19 protein-coding genes are annotated in these 22612 nt (G+C 70.2%); 9 read left to right on the forward strand and 10 right to left on the reverse strand.

Annotation, left to right across the window (positions count from 1 at the left end):
• Positions 1-5: 5 nt before the first annotated feature.
• The 5 genes from ACFW9Z_RS34265 to ACFW9Z_RS34285 form a co-directional block, all read right to left on the reverse strand.
• On the reverse strand, positions 6-1691 hold the full coding sequence (locus ACFW9Z_RS34265) for a CocE/NonD family hydrolase (protein WP_384647207.1): 1686 nt from the start codon (positions 1689-1691) through the stop codon (positions 6-8).
• On the reverse strand, positions 1688-2521 hold the full coding sequence (locus ACFW9Z_RS34270; protein ID WP_384647208.1) for an SAM-dependent methyltransferase: 834 nt from the start codon (positions 2519-2521) through the stop codon (positions 1688-1690). Before ACFW9Z_RS34270 ends, ACFW9Z_RS34265 begins: the two co-directional genes overlap by 4 nt.
• Before the next feature lie 136 nt (positions 2522-2657).
• Entirely contained in the window at positions 2658-3245 is a 588-nt protein-coding gene (locus ACFW9Z_RS34275) for a hypothetical protein (protein ID WP_384647211.1), read from the reverse strand.
• A 1422-nt stretch (positions 3246-4667) separates the two neighbouring features.
• A complete protein-coding gene (locus ACFW9Z_RS34280) occupies positions 4668-6938 on the reverse strand; it encodes a molybdopterin-dependent oxidoreductase (protein ID WP_384647214.1) in 2271 nt (756 codons plus the stop codon).
• Positions 6939-7162: 224 nt separating this feature from the next.
• On the reverse strand, positions 7163-7780 hold the full coding sequence (locus tag ACFW9Z_RS34285) for a TetR family transcriptional regulator (protein WP_384647217.1): 618 nt from the start codon (positions 7778-7780) through the stop codon (positions 7163-7165).
• Positions 7781-7996: 216 nt separating this feature from the next.
• Here ACFW9Z_RS34285 and hmgA point away from each other — a divergent pair, with 216 nt between their 5' ends.
• The 4 genes from hmgA to ACFW9Z_RS34305 all read left to right on the forward strand — a co-directional run bounded on the left by hmgA (position 7997) and on the right by ACFW9Z_RS34305 (position 12942).
• Positions 7997-9328 carry a homogentisate 1,2-dioxygenase gene (gene hmgA / locus ACFW9Z_RS34290; protein WP_384647219.1) on the forward strand — a complete coding sequence of 444 codons (1332 nt, stop codon included), beginning with the start codon at positions 7997-7999 and terminating at the stop codon, positions 9326-9328.
• A gap of 104 nt (positions 9329-9432) precedes the next feature.
• Positions 9433-10290 (forward strand): GntR family transcriptional regulator, encoded by an 858-nt coding sequence (locus tag ACFW9Z_RS34295; RefSeq protein ID WP_384647222.1) that lies wholly within the window; start codon positions 9433-9435, stop codon positions 10288-10290.
• Between the two features lie 113 nt (positions 10291-10403).
• Positions 10404-11687, forward strand: a complete 1284-nt coding sequence (locus tag ACFW9Z_RS34300) for a type ISP restriction/modification enzyme (RefSeq protein ID WP_384647224.1) — start codon at positions 10404-10406, stop codon at positions 11685-11687.
• Positions 11688-11745: 58 nt separating this feature from the next.
• Complete coding sequence (locus tag ACFW9Z_RS34305; RefSeq protein ID WP_384647226.1) at positions 11746-12942, forward strand: CaiB/BaiF CoA transferase family protein; 1197 nt, start codon at positions 11746-11748, stop codon at positions 12940-12942.
• A 115-nt stretch (positions 12943-13057) separates the two neighbouring features.
• On the opposite strand, the gene ACFW9Z_RS34310 is transcribed toward ACFW9Z_RS34305, so the two are convergent.
• Entirely contained in the window at positions 13058-13321 is a 264-nt protein-coding gene (locus ACFW9Z_RS34310) for a hypothetical protein (RefSeq protein ID WP_003970092.1), read from the reverse strand.
• A 242-nt stretch (positions 13322-13563) separates the two neighbouring features.
• Positions 13564-14373 (reverse strand): SGNH/GDSL hydrolase family protein, encoded by an 810-nt coding sequence (locus tag ACFW9Z_RS34315; protein WP_384647228.1) that lies wholly within the window; start codon positions 14371-14373, stop codon positions 13564-13566.
• Between the two features lie 247 nt (positions 14374-14620).
• On the opposite strand from ACFW9Z_RS34315, the gene ACFW9Z_RS34320 reads away from it, so the two are divergent.
• The gene (locus ACFW9Z_RS34320; RefSeq protein WP_384647230.1) at positions 14621-15715 is read left to right on the forward strand and encodes a DUF5925 domain-containing protein; all 1095 of its coding nucleotides are present in this window, start codon (positions 14621-14623) and stop codon (positions 15713-15715) included.
• Positions 15716-15886: 171 nt separating this feature from the next.
• Here ACFW9Z_RS34320 and ACFW9Z_RS34325 read toward each other — a convergent pair whose 3' ends face one another.
• A complete protein-coding gene (locus tag ACFW9Z_RS34325; protein WP_384647232.1) occupies positions 15887-16261 on the reverse strand; it encodes a GntR family transcriptional regulator in 375 nt (124 codons plus the stop codon).
• A 94-nt stretch (positions 16262-16355) separates the two neighbouring features.
• Between ACFW9Z_RS34325 and ACFW9Z_RS34330 the strand changes: the two genes are divergently transcribed.
• From ACFW9Z_RS34330 to ACFW9Z_RS34340, 3 genes are all read left to right on the forward strand, one after another.
• Positions 16356-17276: a GNAT family N-acetyltransferase gene (locus ACFW9Z_RS34330; protein ID WP_384647235.1), complete on the forward strand. Its 921-nt coding sequence runs from the start codon at positions 16356-16358 to the stop codon at positions 17274-17276.
• On the forward strand, positions 17257-17778 hold the full coding sequence (locus tag ACFW9Z_RS34335) for a DUF402 domain-containing protein (RefSeq protein WP_384647237.1): 522 nt from the start codon (positions 17257-17259) through the stop codon (positions 17776-17778). The genes ACFW9Z_RS34330 and ACFW9Z_RS34335 overlap by 20 nt, the downstream gene beginning before the upstream one ends.
• 185 nt (positions 17779-17963) lie before the next feature.
• Positions 17964-18506 (forward strand): hypothetical protein, encoded by a 543-nt coding sequence (locus ACFW9Z_RS34340; RefSeq protein WP_384647239.1) that lies wholly within the window; start codon positions 17964-17966, stop codon positions 18504-18506.
• Between the two features lie 36 nt (positions 18507-18542).
• Here ACFW9Z_RS34340 and ACFW9Z_RS34345 read toward each other — a convergent pair whose 3' ends face one another.
• Positions 18543-20030 carry a trifunctional class I SAM-dependent methyltransferase/NUDIX hydrolase/VOC family protein gene (locus tag ACFW9Z_RS34345; RefSeq protein ID WP_384647241.1) on the reverse strand — a complete coding sequence of 496 codons (1488 nt, stop codon included), beginning with the start codon at positions 20028-20030 and terminating at the stop codon, positions 18543-18545.
• Positions 20031-20249: 219 nt separating this feature from the next.
• On the opposite strand from ACFW9Z_RS34345, the gene ACFW9Z_RS34350 reads away from it, so the two are divergent.
• A complete protein-coding gene (locus ACFW9Z_RS34350; protein WP_384647243.1) occupies positions 20250-21320 on the forward strand; it encodes a lytic polysaccharide monooxygenase in 1071 nt (356 codons plus the stop codon).
• A 105-nt stretch (positions 21321-21425) separates the two neighbouring features.
• On the opposite strand, the gene ACFW9Z_RS34355 is transcribed toward ACFW9Z_RS34350, so the two are convergent.
• Positions 21426-22319 carry an esterase/lipase family protein gene (locus ACFW9Z_RS34355; RefSeq protein WP_384647245.1) on the reverse strand — a complete coding sequence of 298 codons (894 nt, stop codon included), beginning with the start codon at positions 22317-22319 and terminating at the stop codon, positions 21426-21428.
• Positions 22320-22612: the final 293 nt, after the last annotated feature.

Below are 22612 nucleotides of genomic sequence, written 5' to 3' on the forward strand. Positions count from 1 at the left end.
TTCGATTATCTTGCGTCTTTTTGTTGTTTGTTCGTGTGGTGCACCGTGGGGGGCCCGGAGACGCAGGCCCCCCCCCCCCCCCCCGACACTGCTAGTGCCTCATGAACGACTTCCCATTCCTGAAGCACGTCCTTGCCGGAACCATCACTCCCCGGGTGAGGACCCCAGGTCGGGAAAGAGCCCGTTGCAACTTGTAGTCGAATGCGGGACCCTGACGCGAATCTGTGCGCGAGGGGGGCCAAAGGGATGGTGACCTGTCGTGTCAGTGTCTCCGGGATGCTGGTACGGCAGAACCCTTCCGACACAAACAGTGACTTTCCCTTTCGGTTGACCTCGCACATCCTGACGTGTATGTCCAAATGGCCTGCTGAAGCAGCCCTCAGAGCAAGCTCGACCTCAGGTGTGCCCATCACAAGAAGTGACTCGCTGAGGGATTCCCAAGTGTAGACGCGGACATCCTCGCGCTGCTCACGTTTGCTGTTGTCACATACAGGTGACTGAGGAAGGAAGGCTCTGATTCCCCCGACGGCTGGAGTGGGTTGGTCCTCGAGAACCAGTCTGCTTGTGCTGGCAGTTCCCGGTGGGTCTTCATGGAGCCGTTCTTGATGAATGTGGAGAGTCAGTTCCGAGGATAGTGGAGGCCAGACGTTCCACTCGGACCATCCCGGGCGTTCACCGGTAACCCAGATTCTTGCTCCCGATTCAATACGCATGCCCTTTGTGAGCTCCAGCGACTCCGGAAGTACGTGGCGGAGATAGTTGCTGTCCATGTGTTTCCATGGGCCCACCACGAGCCGGACGGACCGACCTTCTTTGATCAGGGTCTCGTAATCTTTGAGAGCCGCTTGAAGGTAGACGTCATGCCATCCGGCGGTGACGTGCCAGGTAGTGTTCTCGTTCCGCGCGGCGGCGTTCCGGTGTTCCGTGACAAGCCACCAGGGGTCCTCGGGTCCATGGGCGGCCCAGTCCCTGAACCAATCAACCTGACCGTAGCCGGCACGTTCGTCCATGGAGGAGTACGGCAGTTGTTCTGCCGCTCGACGCTCTCGGGACGTCGCTCTGAAGTCGGTTGCCAACCGCAGGAGCGAACTTTGTGCGCGAACGATCCGAACCCAGGCCAAGACATCGGCAATCGCGAGAGCTCCGTGCTGGTAGACGAACCCGTCGCGCATCGATGATGCGCCCAGTTGGACCACGCAGGCCGAGACGTCGGTCTCCTGCTGTGCGGCGAGAGCCCACTGGTTGTATCCCTCGTAGCTGGCGCCCCACAGCACGATCCGCCGGTCCTTCCCCCAGCTCTGGGCGCGTACCCATTGAAGCGTGTCGCAACCGTCTGCTGCCTCATTGACGAAGGGTTCGAACCGGCCTTCGGAGTCAAACGTGCCCCGGCAGGACACCACCACAACCATGACTCCGGTACTGGCGAGGAGTCGTGCGGTGAGTCCGGTTCCGAGGGCCCTTCGTCCGTACGGAGTCCTGATGATCACAACCGGCTGGGTCTCGTCCGAACGTGGAGCACCTGTCGGCCGAACGACGTCGGCCATCAACCGGACCCCATCGCGCATGGGGATCCCCAGTCGCTTTTGCGTCTCGGTTCGGTATTCCAGCAGATGCGCGACGCCCCACCTTCGCGAGCACAGGTACACGACCGCACGGGCAGCCGAGTTGTCAGCGGAAAACGCGGTACTCATTTGTGAGCCACCACCGCAACGGCGCTGCCTCCGGGGGTCAAGGACCGTGTTTCTGTCTGAGAGAAACCTACCTGTTCGAGTTCACTCACTATGTCGGCCGAGGCTGGCGGTGGCCACAGTCCATCGCTCAGCCGAAAGAGTAGCGAGTACTGTGCTGTCATCGGGTCACGAGACGCCGTGAGAAAGACAAGGATGAATGCACCGCCGTTGTTCAAGAGCTCATGGATGCGCTGGAAGAAATCCATGCGGACTGCGGGGGCGACGTAATAGATCATCTGCAGACCAAGAATCGCATCGAACTGCTCTTGATCGTCGATATCGCTCAGAGTCCCCAGTATGACCCGCATGCGGTGACTCAGATCATTCTTGCGGGCTTCCTCGTTGGCGATATGCACGACGGACGGGTCCATATCAAGGCCGACGCCACTCCAGTCGGGATGCTTGCCCAGAACGCTGAGGAGGTGGCCGCAATCACCACAACCCACATCCAGTATTCGCCCTGTGATTGGCAGAACAAGAGCCTCGAGTACAGGTGTTATGCAGTCGTCCAGCGCATGCGAGGCAGCGGATACCGCTGGTCCGGCCCTTTCAAGCGGGTTGGCTGATCCACCGTCTCGGAGGATGTCGGCCGACTCCGCCCAGACCTGGCAGTCCAAACGGTAGGTCTCGCGCAGCCGCCCAACCGTCGCTACCTCTGATTCGTATGAGAGGAATCGCGCCCAGCCCTTCAGCTCGTAACGATCCTCGCGCTGCCCGAGAACGTGCAACTCAACGCCTGCTCTGACGAATGCTTCGAGGTTCTCGTGCGACACACCGCTGACCTTGTTCAAAGCAGCGAGCGTCGCACCAGGTTGACCGAGTAGCGGAAGGATGCCAAGTTCTGCTGCAGACGCGAGGAAGCAAGTCCGCTGGAACTCCAGTAGCGAGCCGGCGAGTTTTGCCTCACCCCGCAGGCGTCGGAGCTGGTTACCTCGCCCCCACCACTGCCGTAAGGCCCTGAGCCAAATTTTTCTCGATGCTGGAAGAGGCGACCGTTGGAGTGGAATCACGTTCAGTCCTTACTGACAGCTGACTCATTTCCACGAACCACTCAGATAGTGCATCCTTATCGGGATGCTTGTCGGATTCGAGCCAGCCGGCTAGCAGCCCCCCTAATCCTGACAGCATACTGCGCCGCCGCACAGAACAATCCAATTGATCCTCAGCGAGGCAATCAAGCAGTTTTTCGAGAAATTTAGCCGCTATTTCTCGCTCGCCTCTTGTTTCCGCCTCGCACAGTATCGTCCGATAGAGGGCGGACCGTAGATGCATCTTCTTGAGCAGCCTGGAGAGGAACAGTGCTGGTTCATGAGTGCCTTGCGAGGCTTCTTTGAGGTCGTGATCGAGGATGCTGTTTACCAGCCCTTCCTTGCTCTGGTACAGCTGGTAGAAGCGAGATCTATTGATTCTCGCCAGAGAGGTGAGAGTCACCACCGAGACCGCCGAATAGGGCATCCGCTGACATAAATATGTCATCGTCCACGCGAGCCGACCAAAGCATTTACCCAGATCCACGACTTCCCCATACCTCCCATGCGCGTCATTTCGCCACCCTGGGCCCTGAGCCGTAAGTAACTTGGCGGCCGTTTGAACTCGCGGATACCGGGCGCTAATCCGATGCCGCCGAACTCGTCCGATCCTGAACTCCTGGCGCTGAAAGGGGTTGCTGCGGCTCCGCTTTCAGGGATGCGCGAAAGTCTATCCATGGGCGGGTCAAGCCCGGATCGAGATCTCAGTATTAACTCCCCTCTCAGGAATTTACAATAGAACATACGTACGACATTTAGGAATGATCAATTCCAGCTAAAAGAGTATTCCTGTAACCGCTGGTCACGACGTCGGAGTCATCCTGAACCCAGTGGCTGAGCGTTCTCGGCTGATGGGTGTGTGACCAGGTCGAGTGCGTGGTCGGGACGTGACCGGTGGTGATCTGCGGCTTCCGATTCCGGGTGATTGCTCCAGCGGACGAGGTTGGCCAGGGCGATCGTGGGGTTGCGGAAGGTGGCCAGGGCTCGGGGAGTGTTACCGGTACGCACGCGGCGGGCGTCCTTGTGGAGGGTGGTGTCACGGACGTGGTGCAATGCCTCCACTTGCCGGTGCCCGCCTGCGGCCTCGGCAGGTTGGGACGCAGTGGCCCTGCTCGGCGGTCAGGCTGATGACGGCGTAGACGCGCTCGATGGTGACTTTGCCGGTACGTATGTCGCGTCGGCGGCCGCACGACCTGAAGCGCCTGCACGGCGTGCGGGAAGGCGATCGGGTGACCGTGGCGGCCTTGAGCCGGCGGATCTCGTCGCGGCCGTGACCGGTCTGGCACGTCTTGTCCAGGAGCGGAACGTCCCGCCGGGCAGCTGCCCCACCACCGCTTGAAGGTCGGGATGGTCGGCCTTGACCAGCAATGCAGTGGGCGTTCTTCTCCTCGAAGGGCTCACAGCCCTTCGGCCGGTTCGACGCGGCCGACGAGCCGGTCTCCGACAGCCCGGTCCAGGACGTCGGCGTCGATCCGGGCAAACAGGCGCGCCCCAAGGCCCAGGCGCGGGGAACCCTCGGCCCCAGCCCGACACAGGCGCGGATCCCGGGCGGAGCAGCGGCCACGAACCGAGCGATCGCCACCAGGACGGCCACGACGGTACAGAACGCGAGCAAGGCCCCCAGACGATAACGGCGACCCTGACATCGACACGGACCCGGAAGACCTTCCAACACCTCTGCAAGGGCCAAGAGCTCCACCGAATCCGCAGTCGGCAAGTCCGCATCGCGGGCACAGTGGCAGGACAGAACCTCGATCGTGGAAACCGACATGCGGACGCGACACCTGAACGATCATTGGCTTCAGACACCTTGATCACCAGAGGTCGCGTCCGTCGTATGACCACCAGGCCCACCAGGCCGAACGCGCACGATCACAGCCAACTACTCATCCCGCCAGGCGAGAACGCTTCAGCCCTGCGGGGTCACCGTGACCGGGATGGCGTTGAGTACGGCGGTGCCGGACAGCGGGTCCAGGAGAGTGCCGTCGAGCAGCTGGTTGACGTTTGCCCCCGGGTGGGCGGCGGCTACCGACATCCGGGTGCCGGGGCGGCTGTGGCCCCAGCCGTGCGGGAGGCTCACCACTCCGCTGCGTACGGTGTCCGTGATCTCGGCCGGGGCCTCGATCCCGCCGCCCGCCGACTCGATCCGTACGGTGGTCCCGTCCGCGAGCCCGAGCCGGGCCGCGTCGTCGGGGTGGATCTGGAGGGTGCAGACGTTGGACCCGCCGGTCAGTGAACCGACGTTGTGCATCCAGCTGTTGTTGGAGCGCAGATGGCGTCGGCCCACGAGGACGAGCGGGGCGGGCCGGTCGCCCAACGCCCGGCGCAGGCGCGGCAGATCGGCGGCGATCGGGGCGGGGAGCAGTTCGATGCGGCCGGAGCGGGTGCGCAGGATCTCCGGGAGGCGGGGCTTCAGCGGGCCGAGGTCGATGCCGTGCGGGTGGGCGAGGAGTTCGTCCAGCGTCAGACCGTACGGGCCGAGCCGCAGCATGAGGTCCAGACGCCGTTCGGGGCCGCTGCGCCCGGTGAGGTCGGCGGCCAGCTCCGGCGGGGCCCCGGCCCTGGTCATCGCGGTGGTGATGGCCAGGTCGTCGACGGCGGAGGGCGGGGCGCCGTGCATTCCGCTCACCGCGAGGATCAGCCGGGCGTGGATCTCGCTCTCGTCCATCCGCCCGTCCTCCAGGGGGATGGGGGCGCGGGTGTAGCGGACCTGGTTGTGCACGGCGAAGGAGTTGAACGCGAAGTCGAAGTGGGCGCTCTGTGAGGGTGGCGGCGGGGGCAGGACGACGTCCGCGTGGCGGGAGGTCTCGTTCAGGTACGGGTCGACGCTGACCATGAAGTCGAGGTGACCGGCGAGGGCGGCATCGAGCCGGTCGCCGTCGGGGGCGGAGAGGACGGGGTTGGCGGCGAGCACGATCAGGGCGCGGATGCGGCCCTCGCCCGGCGTCTCGATCTCCTCGGCCAGGGCGGCGGTGGGGAGTTCGCCCTTGGCCTCGGGGTGGCCGGAGACCCGGCTCGCCCAGCGACCGAGGGCGAAGCCCTTGCCGGGGGTGGCTTTACGGGTCCCGGGGGCGGGCTCGCGCGGGGCGCCGTGGGCGGCTTCGCCCGGCGCTCCGGGGGTGGAGTTCTTGCCGAGGGTGGCGGGGTGCGGTGCCCGGGCCGTCGCGGAGAGCGGGAACAGCGCGCCGCCGGGGCGGTCGAGGTTGCCGGTCAGGATGTTGAGGACGTCCACCAGCCAGCTGGCGAGGGTCCCGTGCTCGACGGTGCAGCTGCCGATCCGCCCGTAGACGGCGGCGGTGGGGGCGGCGGCCAGCTCATGGGCGAGGGCGGTGATGGTGGCCGCGTCCACGTCGCAGGCGGCGGCGACCGCGTCCGGGGTGAAGTCGGCCAGGGCGGCGGCGAGTTCGTCCGTTCCCTCCAGGTGCCCGGCGAGCGGGCCCGGGTCGGCGAGCTTCTCCTCGATGAGCACATGGGCCATCGCGGCGAGCAGCAGCGCGTCGGCCCCCGGCCGGATCGCCACATGCCGGTCGGCCAGGCGGGCGGTACGGGTGCGGCGCGGGTCGATGACGGTGAGGGTGCCGCCGCGCCGCCGCAGCGCCTTCAGCCGGCCGGGGAAGTCGGGGGCCGTGCAGAGGCTGCCGTTGGACTCCAGCGGGTTGGCGCCGATCAGGAGGAGGTGGTCGGTGCGGTCGAGATCCGGTACGGGGATGGCGTGCGCGTCGCCGAAGAGCAGCCCGCTGGAGACGTGCTTGGGCATCTGGTCCAGGGTGCTCGCCGTGAACACGTTGCGGGTGCGCAGGGCGGCGAGCAGCAGGGGCGGGTAGAGGGCGCCCGCCATGGTGTGGACGTTGGGGTTGCCGAGCACCACCCCGACGGACTGCGGGCCGTGGGCCTCGGTCAGGGCCGGTATGCGGGCGGCGATCCGGTCGAACGCCTCGTCCCAGCCCGCCTCCCGCAGCTCCCCGTCCTCCCCGCGCACGAGCGGGGCGCGCAGTCGGTCGGGGTCGGCGTCCAGGCCCCCGAAGGACGCTCCCTTGGGGCAGATGAAGCCCCGGCTGAAGATGTCGTCGCGGTCACCGCGCGCACCCGTGACGGTGGTCCCCTCGATGGTGAGGGTGAGGCCGCAGGTGGCTTCGCAGAGAGGGCAGATACGCGGTGCGGTACGGGATGCGTGGGACATGGGCCCTCCCCGGGCGACGGCGGTGACTGTGACAGGTGACGGTGACGACAGTGACGGCACGGCGAGCATACCGACCGGTACGCATGGTGGGGAGGTGCGGGAAGACCGGGGCTTTCACGGGCTCGCGCCCGGCCCCCTCAGGCTCGCGGCCTCGCGCCCCGCCCTCTCAGCCTCGCGGGCTCGCTCCCAACCTCCCCAGCCTCACGGCCTCGCTCCCCGCCCCCTCAGTCCAGGATCTGCGCGAGGTACGCCCGTACCAGCGTCCGGGTCTCGGCGACGATCGCCGGATCGCCCGACGGGTCCGTACGGAAGGCGAGCTGGAGCAGCGCGTCCGCCGCCTCCACGCTCACCAGGATGGCCCGCAGCAGCTCCGGGCCGGGGTCGCGGCCCAGGTGCCCGGCGAGGAGCTCGGTGAGCCGGCCCGCGAGGCGGCGGTTGGCGTCGTCCTCCGCGTTCCGGTCCGGAGCCGGGGCCGGGGGCCCGAAGTCGACCAGGGCGAAGCCGGGCACCGTCCGCTTCATTGCCAGGTACTCGTCCAGCACCGCGTCGATGGCCCCACGCCAGTCGTCGGCGGGGATCGCTGCGAGCCGGTCGGTGATGCGCCCGGCGTAGAGGTCCAGATTGCGGAGCGCGAGGGCGTCGACGAGGGCCCGCTTGTTGGAGAAGAAGCGGTAGACGGAGCCGATGGGCACCTCGGCGCGCAGCGCGACGTCACGGGTGGAGAGCTGCTCGTAGCCGATCTCGTCGAGCAGTCCGGCGCAGGCGTCGAGTATCCGGGCGAGCCGGTCGGCGCTGCGCTGCTGCACGGGGGCGCGGCGGAGGTTCGGATTCGGGTGGGGCACGGTTCCATGATGCCGTGACCCTCCGGCGGGCCGCCCGGGGACCTCCCGCGATGCCCCTCGGCCGCCCCGCGCGCCCTGGACTCGCCCCCCTGGACTCGCCGCACCCCGAATGGCGCACCTCATGCCGTTGACGCGCCCCGCCCCTTATTCCTACGGTGTCCCATAGGATTCGTTGTCCGGCGGATTCAAGGGCTTCATGGGCACCGGGAGTGCGGGATGAGCGGCATCGAACAGGCGAGGAAGACAGCGAGGAAGACGGCGGAGGGGCTGACGTACTCCTCCGGTTTCGGCAACGAGCACAGCTCGGAGGCGGTTCCGGGGGCGCTGCCGCACGGCCGCAACTCACCCCAGCGCGCCCCCCTCGGCCTCTACGCGGAGCAGCTGAGCGGCTCCGCCTTCACTGAGCCCCGCGCGGACAACCGCCGCTCCTGGCTCTACCGGATCCGCCCCTCCGCCGTACACCCGGCCTTCACCCGGACCGACAACGGCGGTCTGCGCACGGCGCCCTTCACCGAGTCCGTACCGGACCCGAACCGGCTCCGCTGGAACCCGCTGCCCGACCCCGCGCCGGGCACGGACTTCGTCAGCGGGCTGTGGACCCTCGGCGGCAACGGTGACGCGGCACAGCGCACCGGTATGGCGATCCACCTCTACCACGCCAACTCCTCCATGGTGGACCGGGTGTTCAGCGACTCCGACGGCGAGCTGCTGATCGTCCCGGAGCGCGGCGGCCTGCTGCTCCGTACCGAACTGGGCCTGCTGCGCGCCGAACCGGGCCACATCGCGCTGATCCCGCGTGGCGTCCGCTTCCGGGTGGAGCTGCTGGACGAGACAGCACGCGGGTACGTCTGCGAGAACTACGGCAAGCCGTTCGTGCTCCCGGACCTGGGGCCGATCGGCGCCAACGGGCTCGCGAACGCCCGGGACTTCCTCGCCCCCGTCGCTGCGTACGAGGACGACGACCGGCCGGTGGAGGTGGTGAACAAGTTCTGCGGGAACCTCTGGTCGGCGACGTACGGCCACTCGCCGCTCGACGTGGTCGCCTGGCACGGGAACCACACTCCGTACGTCTACGACCTGCACCGGTTCAACGTGATCGGCTCGATCAGCTACGACCACCCGGACCCCTCGATCTTCACGGTCCTGACCTCGCCGTCCGACACCCCCGGACTGGCCGGTGTCGACTTCGTCGTCTTCGCCCCGCGCTGGCTGGTCGGCGAGGACACCTTCCGGCCGCCGTACTTCCACCGGAACGTGATGAGCGAGTACATGGGGCTGATCGACGGCGCCTACGACGCGAAGGCGGAGGGCTTCGTCCCCGGCGGCGGCTCGCTGCACAACATGATGTCGGCCCATGGACCGGACCGTGAGACCTTCGACCGGGCGAGCGCGGCGGAGCTGAAGCCGCAGAAGATCGACGACGGTCTGGCGTTCATGTTCGAGACCCGCTGGCCCGTCACGGCGACCGCACAGGCGGCGGGGGCCGACCACCTGCAGCGCGGGTACGACGACGTGTGGCAGGGTCTGAGCCGCAACTTCCGGCCGTAGAAGCCATAGAAGCCGAGAAGCCATAGAAGCCATAGAAGCCGTAGAAGCCGTAGAAACAGTCGGCCAGGCGGGCGGAGGGGCCCGGAGGACGGGACGGGGACGACGTGACGGAGAGCCATGAGACGACGACCGGGGCGGAGGCTGCGCACGGGGACTCGGACGCCCGGGCGGGGTCCGGGCCCGAGGTGAACCCGGTGGACCGGCCGCCGCATTCGCCCGCCTTCGCCCCGGACTCCCTCGTCCTCAACCGGAAGCTGCCGCTCTGGTACCAGGTCTCCCAGTCGCTGCGGGCCTCCATACTCGGCCGCCCGCAGGACGCCTCCCCCCGGCTGCCCACCGAGGAGCAGCTCGCCGCGCACTACGGGGTCAGCGTGCTCACCATGCGGCAGGCGCTGAAGGAGCTGGAGGCGGAGGGGCTGATCAGCAGGCACCGGCGGCGCGGCACGTTCATCGAGCCGCGCGCCCGGCGGGTCTCCCCGGTCCGGCTGCTGGGGTCGGTCGACGCGATCGTCGCCCAGCAGTCCGGGGAGGCGACGACGGTCCTCGGGCACGGGGCGGTGCCGGTGCCGGGCGATCTCGCGGAGTTCTTCCCGGGCTGCGCCGAGGTGGTCAGCTACCGGCGGCTGCGCCGCGACGGCGAGAGCGGTGAGCCGACCAACTGGGCGGAGAACGCCGTACGCCCCGAGGTCGCCGCCCGCATCGACGTGGCCGACCTCGAACGGTGGCCGATGACCAAGGTGCTGCGCGACGGCGTCGGGGTCCGGATCTCCCGGATCACCGACACGGTGGAGGCCCGGCTCGCCGACCCGGTCACCGCCGAACTCCTCCAGGTCCCGCTGCTCAGCCCGATCCTGCACTACACGGGCGTGACGTACGACGAGGAGGGGCGCGTGGTGGATGTGGCCCGCATCCGCTACCGGGGCGACCGGTTCTCGTTCTCCGTGACGGTGGAGGCGCACTAGGGAGCTCCGGCCCCGGTCCCGGGCGCGCGCCCCCGCCGTTACGATGCGAACGGTGTTCAGGGGTGACGGACAGGGCCGCCGGACAGGTTCAGCGGACTGGGGAGGACGGCTCGGTGGCAGCGCGCAGGACGGCGGCGGCAGCGGCCGGATCGGGCGAGGACGCGAGGTCCGTGGAGCTGGACGAGCTGATGCCGTGGTCGGTGCGGCCCCTGAGAACCGGCCGCTCCTGGGTGAGCGGCCCCGACCCCGCCGCGCTCCGGGCCCGCTGGGAGCGCCTGGCCGCCGCCGAGGGCGCCGAGCAGGACCGGCTGTTCCGGCCCACCCGCTCCCGTACACCGCACACCCCGGTCGCCGCGCTGCCCGGCCGGTCCACCGGGACGGGCCGCTTCGCCCGCGAGCCGGGTGCCTGCCCCGACCCCGTACGGATCGCGCACGGCCCGTTCGACGAGCAGTGGCTGCTCCCCGACCACCGGCTGATCGACGCGGCCCGCCCGGAGCTGTGGCGGATCGGCGACGAGCGGCAGCTCTTCGTGGCCGAACACGGTTACGTCTCCCGGGCCACCGGGCCCGCCCTGTCGGTGACCCACCTGCTCCCCGACGGGCACTCCCCCGCCGGACGGCCGGGCCGCATCCGCCCGCTGTACCGGCGGCCGGGCGCCATGGACCCCAACCTGGCACCGGGCCTGCCGGACCTGCTGCGTACCCGGCTGGGCACCGACGATCTCACCCCCGAGTCCGTACTGGCCTGGGTCCTGGCCGCCGCCCGGCCCTCCCCCTCCGGCTGCCGGGTGCTCCTGCCCGCCGACGCCGGGGTGTGGGCGGCCGGGGTGTCGCTCGGCCGTGAGCTGGTACGCATCCAGTTGCGCGGGGCCCGGGACGGGGAGCGCCCCCGGCTGCCGGGCGGGCGCAGGCCCTATGTGCGGGCGGCGCTCCCGGCCCGGCCGGACGGGATCGGGTACGACGCGGAGGCCGAGGCCCTGGTCATCGGCGAGGGCCGGATCTCGCCGGTACCGGCGGGGGCCTGGGAGTTCACGGTGAGCGGTGTACGGGTGCTGGAGCTCTGGTTCGGGCGCCGGGCGGCGGCAGCGGTGGGCGCGGTGCCCGAAGGGGCGGAAGCGGACGGGCCCGACGGTGCCGGGCTCGATGCGGTCGGGGCGCGCGGGTGGACCCGGGAGTGGACCTCGGAGCTGCTGGAGCTCATCTCCGTACTGGCTCTCCTGGACGGCCTGCGGCCCCGGCAGGAGGAGCTGTGGGCCCGGCTGGAGCAGGTGCCCCTGATCACCCGGGAGGAGCTGCGGGTCGCCGGGGTGCTGCCGGTCCCGGCCGCCGCGCGGCTGCCCGCCTCGGTGCTCGGCCACCAGGAGGAGGGGCCGGAGGGGCAGTTCGCCCTGTTGTGAGCCCGCTGTGCGGGGGCGGGAGTGGCAGATGCGCCGGTCACAGGGTAAGCACGGGGCCATGAACACATCGCCTCTCCCCCTCGACGGCGTCACCGTGGTGGCCGTCGAGCAGGCCGTCGCCGCCCCCTTCGCCACCCGTCAGCTCGCCGACCTCGGGGCCAGGGTCATCAAGGTGGAGCGCCCGGACGGCGGCGACTTCGCGCGCGGGTACGACACGGCCGCCCGCGGTCTGGCCTCGCACTTCGTCTGGTGCAACCGGGGCAAGGAGTCCCTGGCGGTCGATCTGAAGGACCCGCGCGGTCTGGCGGTGGTGCGGGAACTCGTCGCCGGGGCCGATGTGTTCGTCCAGAACCTGGCCCAGGGCGCGGCGGCCCGGCTCGGGCTGGACGCCGCCACGCTCTGTGCGGCGCACCCGCGCCTGGTGGCCGTGGACATCTCCGGGTACGGGGAGAGCGGACCGTACGCGCACAAGCGGGCCTACGACATGCTCGTGCAGTGCGAGGCGGGCCTGGTCTCGGTCACCGGGACCGCCGAGCAGCCGGTGAAGGCGGGCATTCCGGCGGCGGACATCGCGGCTGCCATGTACGCGTTCTCCGGGGTTCTGGCGGCGCTGCTGCGGCGGGGGACGACCGGGCGGGGCGGGCCGGTGGAGGTCTCCATGCTGGACGCGCTGGCCGAGTGGATGGGGCACCCGCTGCACCAGGGGATGCACGGGGCGCCGCCCCCGCCGCGTACGGGGCTCGCGCACTCGGTGATCGCGCCGTACGACGCCTACGGCACGGCGGACGGCGGGCAGGTGCTGCTCTCCGTACAGAACGACCGGGAGTGGCGGCGGCTCGCCGAACAGGTGCTCGGGCTGCCGGAGTTGGCCGACGACCCGGACTTCGCGACGAACACCGCGCGGACCGCGAACCGGAAGCGGACCGACGAGGTGGTGGGGCGGGTGCTGGCACGGCTGACGGGCCGGGAGGCGCTGGACGCGCTGGAGGCGGCGGGGATCGCCTGCGCCCGGCTGAACACGGTGGCCGATGTGGCGGCGCATCCGCAGCTCGCGGCGCGGGACCGGTGGCGGGAAGTGGATTCACCGGTCGGGCCGTTGCGGGCGCTGCTGCCGCCGATCACGCTGCCGGGCGGGGTGGAACCTCGGATGGGTGCCGTACCGGCGCTGGGTGAACACACCGATGCGCTGCTGCGAGCCCTGGGGATGACGGACGAACAGACATCGGTGCTGCGCCGGGACGGGGTGATCGCCTGAGCCGCCCTGAAGGATGGGCCGCTCTCAAGGATGAGGCGCCCTGAAGGATGAGGCGCCCCGAGCGGTAGGGGCCGCCCCGAGCGGTGGGCCGGCCCAGTGGCTGACGTTGCGTCGGTCAGCGGCGGCTGCCGAAGAGCGAACGCCGCAGTCGCCGCAGCGGGGCGAAGAGCGACACACGGGCGCTCCTGCTCCGGCGGGTGTGCGCGGCATCACGCGAGGTCAGCTCGCGCATCAGCAGCGTCGCTTCCGCCGACTCGCGCTGCGGGACGACAGGGCCGCCGAGCACCGCGAGATGGCGGTCGAGGCGCGTACTGGTCGCACCGCTTCCGCATGTGATGGCAGGCACCCGCGGCCTGCTCCGCACCGTTATCTGTTCCATGTCACTCCCCACCCGTACGAGGGCACCCGGTCCGGGCAGGTTAACCCTATCTCCCCACGGTGACACACGGGTATCCCGCCCGCAGGATCGAGCACACACATACGGAGGTTGACGACCAGTTACCGAATTCGCCCGATTCCCGGGCGACTACGGACAGTTCGGATGGCCTGTTCGGTGGAACGGGAGGCCCCGGGGTCCGGAACCTCCCGCGCGGGTAGCCGGTTGACGGACCAACTGGCTTGTCAGGCAGCCGAGTTGAAGACGGGCAGATAGCCGCCCGACTGTCCGGCGGCGGTGGGGTGGTAGGACTCACCGATGTTGAGCCAGTTCACGCTGTGCAACCACGAGTTGCTGGAGCAGATCTCGTGTCCGGTGAAGGTCGTCCTGACGTCACCGAAGGTGAAGCCGTGGTCGGCGGCGCGCTTGGCGGTGGCGGTGTTCAGGTGGTCGGAGGCGGCATTGATGGCGGCGCGCTCGCGCTCACTGAGGCCCGCCACGCAGCTGCCGCTGAGCTGGTAGAAGCGGGGGTAGCCGAGGACGACGACCCGGGCGGAGGGGGCCTTGGCCTTGATGGCGGAGTACACGGAGTCGAGCCGGCCGGGCAGGGTGGAGTCGACGTAGGCGCGGGCGGTGGCGATGCGGTTGAGGCAGGTGGCCTCGGACTGGAGCACACAGGTCGTCATGACGTCGGCAAACCCCGCGTCGTTGCCGCCGACGGAGATCGAGACGAGGTCGGTGGAGGCGTTGAGCGGTCCGAGCTGACTGCTGGTGACGTCGTTGGTGCGGGCGCCCGAGCAGGCGGTGAAGGCGAAGGTGGAGGGGGAGTTGGCGTTGGCCCAGAGCCTGGGGAAGGCGCGGGTGCTGCGCTTGCAGTTGCCGCTGGCGCTGTCGTAGCTGCCGGCGCCGACGCCGGAGGAGTACGAGTCGCCGAGGGCTACGTAGTCGACGGCCTTGACGGAGGCGTCGGCGTTCGCGATCCCCGCACCGGTCAGGGCGAGGGCGGCACCGAGCAGGAGCGAGGACGAGAACGCCACGAGTCTGGACATTTTCATGGGGGGACTCCTTGAGCAGGGGATATCTGCGCTACTCCGTAGTAGCAGCGCACCGGGCCCGCTGGAAGTGTCCATGCCAAAAATAAGTGGTGAGTGCTTCCGCCCGCCCCCTGGAGTTCAACGGGCGCGCCTTGACGCGCCGGTGGTGGTACGTCACCTCGATGCGTACGGTGGCGGCCCGGCGGGCGCCCGCCGGGCCGGGGAAATCCGGTGCGCGGGGCGGGTCCCGTACCGGATCATGGGCGCCATGTCTGCCAACCCCGAGTCCGCTCTGCCGATCCGGCTCACCCTCGATGACAGCGACTCCCCCTCCGACGTCATCGACGCACTCTTCCTCGGCCGCTTCACGACGGGCGAGCAGCCGTACTCCCACAGCTCCTCCCTCGACCGGATCAAGGCCGGGGCGCCCCTGCTGCCCCCGCACGCCTCCGTGCTCCGGGTCGCCCGGGACGACAACCGCAGCACCACGCTCGCCGAGGGCGACGGCTGGACCCTGCTGGTCTCCCGGTGGAACCAGGGCGCGGACGTCACGGTCACCGCGACCAGTGCCGAGCTGGCCCGGAAGGTCCTCGGAGAGGTGACCGACGGCGCCCGGGACGAACCGGAGGCGCAGCCCGACAACGTCACCATGGGCTTCTGGTACGTCTCCCCCGTCCGCGGCCCCTACCGCACCACCCGGCGGATCACCGCCGGGAGCTGGGACGAGGTCCGCCCCAACTACACCGCCCCGGTGGCCGACGCCATGGACCGGCTGATGAAGGTCACCCCGGACGACATCGCGGGCCGGCTGCTCCTGCTGCACGGGCCGCCCGGCACCGGCAAGACGTCCGCGCTGCGCACTCTGGCCCGGTCCTGGCGCGACTGGTGCCAGGTCGACTGCGTACTGGATCCGGAGCGGCTCTTCAACGACGTCGGCTATCTGATGGACATCGCGATCGGCGAGGACGACGGCACGGAGAAGGGCCGGTGGCGGCTGCTCCTCCTGGAGGACTGCGACGAGCTGATCCGGGGCGAGGCCAGGCACACCGCGGGCCAGGCCCTGTCCCGGCTGCTGAACCTGACGGACGGTCTGCTCGGCCAGGGCCGGAACGTGCTCGTGGGGGTCACCACCAACGAGGATCTGGAACGGCTGCATCCGGCGGTCGTCCGGCCGGGGCGCTGCCTGGCCCGGATCGAAGTGGGCCCGCTGACCCGACAGGAGTCGGTGGCCTGGCTGGGCACGGGGGAGGGCGTGGGCCGGGAGGGCAGCTCACTCGCCGAGCTGTACGCGCTCCGCCGGGGCATCGGCCCCGCGTCGGTGCCGAAGCAGGACGCGGGGGCGGACGCGGGGCTGTATCTGTAGCCGGTACGGGGGTGGGCGATCCGCAGCCGGTACGGGGGTGGGCGCGGGGGGCTTGGAGGCGCGGGGGGGGGCTTGGGGGCGCGGGTCCCGTCAGCGTGTACGCGGCCGGGCTTGGAGGCTCGGGCCCCGTCAGCGTGTGTACGTGGCCGAGGCTCGGGGGCTCGGGGCCCCTCAGCGTGTGTACGCGGCCCGTACCGCGTCCTGCGCGAGCGACAGCGCCCGGTCCCGGGGCAGGCCGAGCCGCTGGGCGGTCTCCGCGTAGCTCTGCGCAGCGGCGGCCGCCTTCTGCTCGGCCGCTCCCCCGGCGGCCGCGATGAACGTCCCGTTGCGCCCCCGGGTCTCGATCACGCCGTCGGCCTCCAGCGCGCGGTAGGCCTTGGCCACGGTGTTGGCGGCGAGGCCCAGCTCCTCGGCGAAGCCGCGTACGGTCGGGAGCCGGTGGCCGACGGGGAGCGCGCCGGAGCGGGCCAGTTCGGAGAGCTGGGTGCGCAGTTGCTCGTACGGGGCGATGCCGGAGTCCGGATCCAGGACGATCTTCTCAGTCACGGGCCGATTCTCCCCCACGGATCTCCCCGCGGATCGCCCCGCGCACGGAAAAAGGGGAGGCGTCCGGGCACCGGCTGCGCCTACTGTCCCCCGCATGACTGTGATCGTGCGCGATTTCCGGCCGTCCGACGCGGAGGCGTGGACCCGTGTCCGCCGGGTTTCGGTCCCCTATCTGGTGGCCACCCCCGAGCAGGTTCTCCATGACCTGACCCACTCCCATCCCGACCGGCACTACCGGCTTCTGGTCGCCGAGGAGGACGGCGAGATCATCGCCACGGCCCAGGCGGGCATCGCCCACGACAGCGCGGAGCCGGGGCAGGGGTACTTCACCCCGCACACACTCCCCGGCCGCACCAACCGCGGGGCGGGCTCGCTGCTGCTGAGCACGGCGGAGGAGCACCTGATGGCGGCCGGGGCCACCACGCTGTACGCCTGGGTCCTGGACAACCCGGAGAGCCTGGAGTTCGCCCGCAACCGGGGCTACCGTCCCAGCCGCTCCGCCCACTTCCAGCACCTGGACCTGGCGGGCGGCGCGCTGCCGCCGCGACAGGAGGTGCCGGCGGGCGTCGAGCTGAGGACGGGGGCCGACTTCACCGACGATCCCCGGCCCCTGTTCGACGCGGACGTCGAGGCGACGGCCGACGAGCCGGGTGACATCGACGTCGAGCTGGACGACTACGAGGACTGGCTGACGAACATCTGGCAGCACCCGGCCTTCGACGAGGAGCTCACCTCGGTGGTACTGGTGGACGGCAGGGTGGCGGCGTTCAGCGCGGCCAACACCGACGGCCTGCGGACGTATCTGAGCGCCATGACCGGCACCCTGCGGGAGTTCCGGGGGCGGGGCCTGGCGAAACTGGCGAAGAACGACTCGCTGCACCGGGCGCGGGCGGCCGGCTACACGGACGCGTACACCTCCAACGACGCGGACAACGGCCCGATGCTGGCCATCAACGAGTGGTTCGGCTACACGATCTGCGCGACGGAGGTCCGCCATGTCCGCACCCTCCCCTGAGCCCGGCGCGGCCGGTGGCGAGGGTGTGGTCGTCGCCCTGACCAAAGCGGGCCGCACCAAGATCAGATACCCGGCGGAGCTGGTCCACGACGACGGCACCCGCGTCTCCGTCCGGGCACCGTGGGCCGCGCCCGGGGTGCGGGACTTCGGCTTCGTCCGGTTCGAGCCGGGCGATGTCCTCACCGAGCACTACTGGCGGGACCGGTGGTTCGCGGTGAAGGAGGTCCGCACCGGTAACGGCGCGCTGAAGGGCTGGTACTGCGACATCACCCGGCCCACGGTCCTGGCCGACGGGGTCCTGACGGTCGAGGACCTGGACCTGGACCTGTGGGTGTCGGCGGACGGCACCTCCGTACTGCGGCTCGACGAGGACGAGTTCGAGGCGAGCGGCCTGGCCGGACGCGACCCGATGGCGGCCGAGGAGGCGGTCCGGGCCCTGGCCGAGCTGGAACACCTCGCCCGGGCGGGAACCCTGACCGGGCTGCTTCACCTTCCGGGCTGACCGATCGCCGTACGGGGGCGGGGCCCGGGCTGGAAGCCACCGGGGACGCAGGCACGGCACGCATCCGCGAACCCCTGTGTCCGATGCGCCGCCGTCGTGCGGGATTCACCTCCAATTCCCCTCCCCCTCACCGGCCTTGCGGGATACTCGCAAGTAACCTGACCGCCACCCGGGAGGACCCACCCGTGAAGTTCCGACCGCAGCTCGCCGTTCCCCTCGCCGTCTCCGCCGCCCTCCTCACCGCCTGCTCCGGGCCCGGCCAGGAGCTCGGGTACGGGGAGAAGGCCACGGGTGACGACATCGATGTGACGGTGCTGCGCGTGGAAGCGGGCAGCACCGAGGACCTGGCCGTACTGGAGGACGCGTCGGAGTACGCCGGACGGACGCCGCACTACCTCCACTACCGCGTCACCAAGACCAAGGACGGCTCCGTCAAGGGGCCCGACTTCGACCTGACCGGCGACGGCAAGAACCTCACCCTGCTGAGCATCATGCCCGGCTTCGGCACCCCCGTCGTCAGCGAGGACGGCGATGTCAGCTACTCCGAGGCGCCGAAGTTCGACAAGTGCACCGACGACAATTCCTACGTGGAATTCAACAAGGCACCCGCAGGGGAGAGTTACGAATCCTGCTCCATCTACCTCACCGCCGAGGGCGACAGCGCCGCACCGTCCGAGGTCACCTGGGTCGAAGGCAGGCAGCGGGAACCGCTCGCCGTCTGGAAGTGACCGCACCGGCCGCCGTACGGGGCCGGGGCCCGGGGATCAGGCGCCGGAGCCGGCGACCAGCTCCACCTCGTATCCCGCCGGGTCCTCCAGATAGGCAGCGCGGTGGCCGTCGCCGCCCGCATACGGATGGCGGTCGGGGAACAGCAGCCGCCAGCCGTACGCGGGTGCCTCGGCCGTCAGCGCGTCAAGGACGGCCCGGTCCGCGACGTGGAACGCCAGGTGGTTGAGGCCGGGGCGGTGGCGGTCGTGATGGCCGGCCGCGAGGCCGGGCGACTGCTCGACGACCACGTAACTGTCGCCGCGCCGCCAACTGCGGCCGTGTTTCCAGCGTTGGTGCGGGAGATGCCCGAGCCGGCCCAGCAGCCAGCCCCAACTGCGCTCCGCCACCGCCAGGTCCGCCACCCACAGCTCGATGTGGTGGACCCGCCCGGTGACGTCCCCGGCGGCGGGCAGCGCCACGGCCCGCCGCACGCCTTCCGGCCGGTGGGCGATCGGGTCGCCGTCCTCGTGCCAGTGGAGCATGAAGTGCTCGCCCGCCCGGTAACCGTCCAGGCCCGCACGGCAGTACGCGACCATGTCGTCCGGCAGGGCGTCCAGCGGGAACCAGTCCAGCCCGGAGCACTTCTCCGGCTCCGCGTTGCGCGGCGGGCGCTCCTCGTCGTACTCCGCGACGAAGAACCAGCCCATGCGCGCGCCACCACCGGGCCCCCGGTGCTGCATCACCAGGGCGACCCGCAGCTCCTCCGGGTCCAGCTCGACGCCGATCTCCTCGGCGGCCTCCCGGATCATCGCCTCGCGGACGTCCTCCCCGTCCTCCGCATGGCCGGAGGGCAGGTTCAGCAGGCCGTCCCCGTAACCCGTGTTCGCCCGGCGGGCGAGCAGGACGTCCGGGCCCCGGCGCAGGATCAGGTGGACGTCGACGACCTCCGTGTGCCGGTGCGGCGGCTCCGCGCGGGCCACCAGGACGTACCTCTCGTCGTCGACCTCCTTGCCCCACAGGCGCGGGTCGGCGGCCAGGTCCTCGTGGTGGACGCGCTCGGTGTGCGGGGCGAGCAGGGCGGTGACCCGGGCGGCGGAGAGCCCGGCACCGCCCCACACCCCTTCGATCAGCACCAGCCGCCCGCCCGGCTTCAGCAGGGCGAACCAGTGGGCCAGGGCCGCCGCCGGGTCGGGCAGCAGCCAGACGACATGCCGGGCCATCACCACGTCGAACACCCGCTCCCCCACCGGCGGCCGGGCGGCGTCCCCGACGACGACCTCCGCACCGGTCCCGGCGAGCTTGGCGCGGGCCCGCCCGGCCATCCCGGGCGACCGGTCGACGGCGGTGACCCGGTGGCCCTGCCCGGCGGCGAGCAGGGAGAGACTCCCCGTACCGCACCCCAGGTCCAGCACCTCGCTGCGGGTGGCGGGCAGCCAGCTCTCCAGCCGGCCGGCCCAGGCGTCGCGCACGGCGGGGTCGAGGAGGCCGTGGTCGGGCTCGTCGTCGAAGGAGTCGGCCGCCGCGTCCCAGTCGATCGTGGTCATGGTCCCGATGATCCCAGCCACCACTGACAGCGGTCGCGAGCGGCGGACCCCGGGGGCTTTCTGAGCGGCCTCTTAGCCGGACCTTAAACGCACCATAAGGATCCCCTCCACCCCGTCCCAGCAGGCTTTTTCGCCCTTCCGAGCGGCTAGCTTGCTGATCGCCGGGGCGGATTCCGCATCGGCGCCCCACCGTTGTGCCGCTTTGAAGGAGAACCCTCCATGACCGCTCGTCGCAAGGCCGCCGGGATCGTCGCCCTCGGTTTCGCACCGCTCGCGCTGGCCGGACTCACCGCCACTCCGGCGCTCGCCCACGGTTCGCTGACCGACCCGGTGAGCCGGGTGTCCGCGTGCTTCGCGGAGGGGCCGGAGAACCCGGTGTCGGCGGCGTGCAAGGCGGCGGTGGCGGCGGGCGGTACGCAGGCGCTGTACGACTGGAACGGGGTGAACATCGCCAACGCGGCGGGCAAGCACCGTGAGCTGATCCCGGACGGCAAGCTGTGCAGCGCGGCCAACGACAAGTTCAAGGGGCTCGACCTGCCGCGCGCCGACTGGCCGGCCTCCCCGGTGAAGGCGGGCAAGCACACCTTCAAGTTCCGTGCCACGGCTCCGCACCGGGGCTCCTTCGAGTTGTACCTGACCAAGGCCGGCTACAACCCGTCGAAGCCGCTGGCCTGGTCGGACCTGGAGGCGAAGCCCTTCGCCCAGGCCACCGACCCGAAGCTGGTGGACGGTTCGTACGTCTTCGAGGGGAGCATCCCGGACCGGGCGGGACGGCAGCTGATCTACACGGTGTGGCAGCGCTCCGACTCCCCCGAGGCGTTCTACGCCTGCTCCGACGTGGTCTTCGGCGGCGGTTCGGCGGGCACGGGCGGTTCGACCGGCGGGGACGCTTCGGGTGAGAAGCCCGCGGGTGAGGCTCCGAAGGCCGAGGAAGGGGCTCCCGCGCCCGCGCCCTCCGCCCCCTCGGAGGACGCGATCACCGAGGGCGCCGAGAAGTCCTCCGTCGAGCACAACGGGCACGGCGACGACGACGCGAACACGGGGGCGAAGGTCAACACCGCCGCTCCCGCCGCCGCCCCGGCCGCCGGGACCGAGGACGAGGCACCGAAGGGCAACGCGCCCCAGGCCAACGGGGCCGGTCAGGAAGACGTGCTGGCCGAGACCGGCGGCTCGGGCACGAGCACCTATCTCGCGATCGGCGGGGCCGCCGTGCTCGCCGTCGGTGCGGCCGTGCTGTTCTCCTCGCAGCGCCGCCGGGCCGTCGCCCCGACCGGCCGGCACAGCCGCTGACCCGTCTCCCGCCCCGTAATCCCGGGGTGGAACGGCCATGACACGGGCCGAGGACCGCCACCCGCCCCACCGGGCGGCGGTCCTCGGCCCGCACGTTTCCGGACGTCAGCCGATCACCGAGGCGCAGGTGGTCGGGGTGGTGCGCGACGGATCGAGGGCGTTGGCCACTTCGTGGAAGGCGATCCGGTCGATGGTCCCGATCGCCACGTGCTCGGACAGGTCGAGCGGGCACAGGTTCTGGAGCAGGACATTGCGTACGTTCGGACCGTCCAGGTACTGCGTTCGGTACGGGGTCACCACCTGGTCGTACTTGGTCGCGATGACGGTGTAGCGGACCCCGGGGACGGTGTCGCCGCCCGCGGTGAGCTTGGTGATGAAGGGCGAGCCGACGACCTGGTCGGCGAGGGCGGGGGTCTTGTCGCCGATGAACCTCTCGACGCCGGGGAAGTACGGCAGCAGCTTAGTGAGGCCGAGCAGCGTGGTGCCGTGGTTGCTGGGGGCGATGCCGATGAGGGCGTTGACCTTGGCGGCGCCGCCGAGGAACTTGAGGTAGTAGTTCGGCATCATGCCGCCCTGGGAGTGGCCGACGATGTCGGCCTTCGGCGCCCCGGTGGCGGCGAGCACCTTGTCCACGAACACGTCGAGCTGTTCGGCGGACTTGTCGATGGGGCCGAGGCCGTGGAAGAACGGCACGCCGGGGATCTGGCCGTAGTCGAGGGAGAAGACGCAGTAGCCCCGGTTGACCAGATAGGGGGCGAGGACGAGCCAGTTGTCGATCGAGTTCCCGAAGGTTCCGTGGACCAGGACGACCGGGCGGGGATGGGCGGCGGAGGGCTTGCAGGAGTAGTCGTTCCAGCCACGGGAGGTGGCCGCCGCAGCCGAGGGGGCGGCTGCGGTCGCGGTCGCCGTGGGGGCGATCAGGAGAGTGACGGCGAGGAGCAGGGCGGCGAATACGCTGCGCGTGCGTGGGGTGCGCGCAGCACGGAACCAGGGCAGCATCGTGTGGTCTCCTTGCGGCTCAAGGGAGGTGCGATGGCGGTGCGCCCTGTGGCCCGGACCACAAGCTTTATGTGCTCATGCCAAATTACGCACGAGTAAGGTTGTGAGGGAAGTTACGCGTCGGTAAAAAATGCCGCACCCTCCCCGTGGATCGGGTAGAGGCGCCGACCCTCGCGATCCAGCCCCTCCCCCCGCCCCCCGTCCCGGACCTCCGTCAGCAGCGTCAATCGAACGAACGTGCGAAGATTGAGTTAGGGTGCTCTTCGCGATCGAGATGATGCGAATGGCTCGAA

The organism is Streptomyces sp. NPDC059452 (genome assembly GCF_042750035.1).
In the GTDB taxonomy this organism is placed as follows: Bacteria; Actinomycetota; Actinomycetes; order Streptomycetales; family Streptomycetaceae; genus Streptomyces.

Bases quoted from the DNA above. Each gene is read 5' to 3' on its own strand.
- ACFW9Z_RS34280 (WP_384647214.1), bottom strand. From the start codon at position 6,938: ATGTCCCACGCATCCCGTACCGCACCGCGTATCTGCCCTCTCTGCGAA.
- ACFW9Z_RS34330 (WP_384647235.1), top strand. From the start codon at position 16,356: ATGACTGTGATCGTGCGCGATTTCCGGCCGTCCGACGCGGAGGCGTGG.
- ACFW9Z_RS34305 (WP_384647226.1), top strand. From the start codon at position 11,746: ATGAACACATCGCCTCTCCCCCTCGACGGCGTCACCGTGGTGGCCGTC.
- ACFW9Z_RS34335 (WP_384647237.1), top strand. From the start codon at position 17,257: ATGTCCGCACCCTCCCCTGAGCCCGGCGCGGCCGGTGGCGAGGGTGTG.
- ACFW9Z_RS34320 (WP_384647230.1), top strand. From the start codon at position 14,621: ATGTCTGCCAACCCCGAGTCCGCTCTGCCGATCCGGCTCACCCTCGAT.
- ACFW9Z_RS34345 (WP_384647241.1), bottom strand. From the start codon at position 20,030: ATGACCACGATCGACTGGGACGCGGCGGCCGACTCCTTCGACGACGAG.
- ACFW9Z_RS34265 (WP_384647207.1), bottom strand. From the start codon at position 1,691: ATGAGTACCGCGTTTTCCGCTGACAACTCGGCTGCCCGTGCGGTCGTG.
- ACFW9Z_RS34310 (WP_003970092.1), bottom strand. From the start codon at position 13,321: ATGGAACAGATAACGGTGCGGAGCAGGCCGCGGGTGCCTGCCATCACA.
- ACFW9Z_RS34315 (WP_384647228.1), bottom strand. From the start codon at position 14,373: ATGAAAATGTCCAGACTCGTGGCGTTCTCGTCCTCGCTCCTGCTCGGT.
- ACFW9Z_RS34350 (WP_384647243.1), top strand. From the start codon at position 20,250: ATGACCGCTCGTCGCAAGGCCGCCGGGATCGTCGCCCTCGGTTTCGCA.
- hmgA (WP_384647219.1), top strand. From the start codon at position 7,997: ATGAGCGGCATCGAACAGGCGAGGAAGACAGCGAGGAAGACGGCGGAG.
- ACFW9Z_RS34355 (WP_384647245.1), bottom strand. From the start codon at position 22,319: ATGCTGCCCTGGTTCCGTGCTGCGCGCACCCCACGCACGCGCAGCGTA.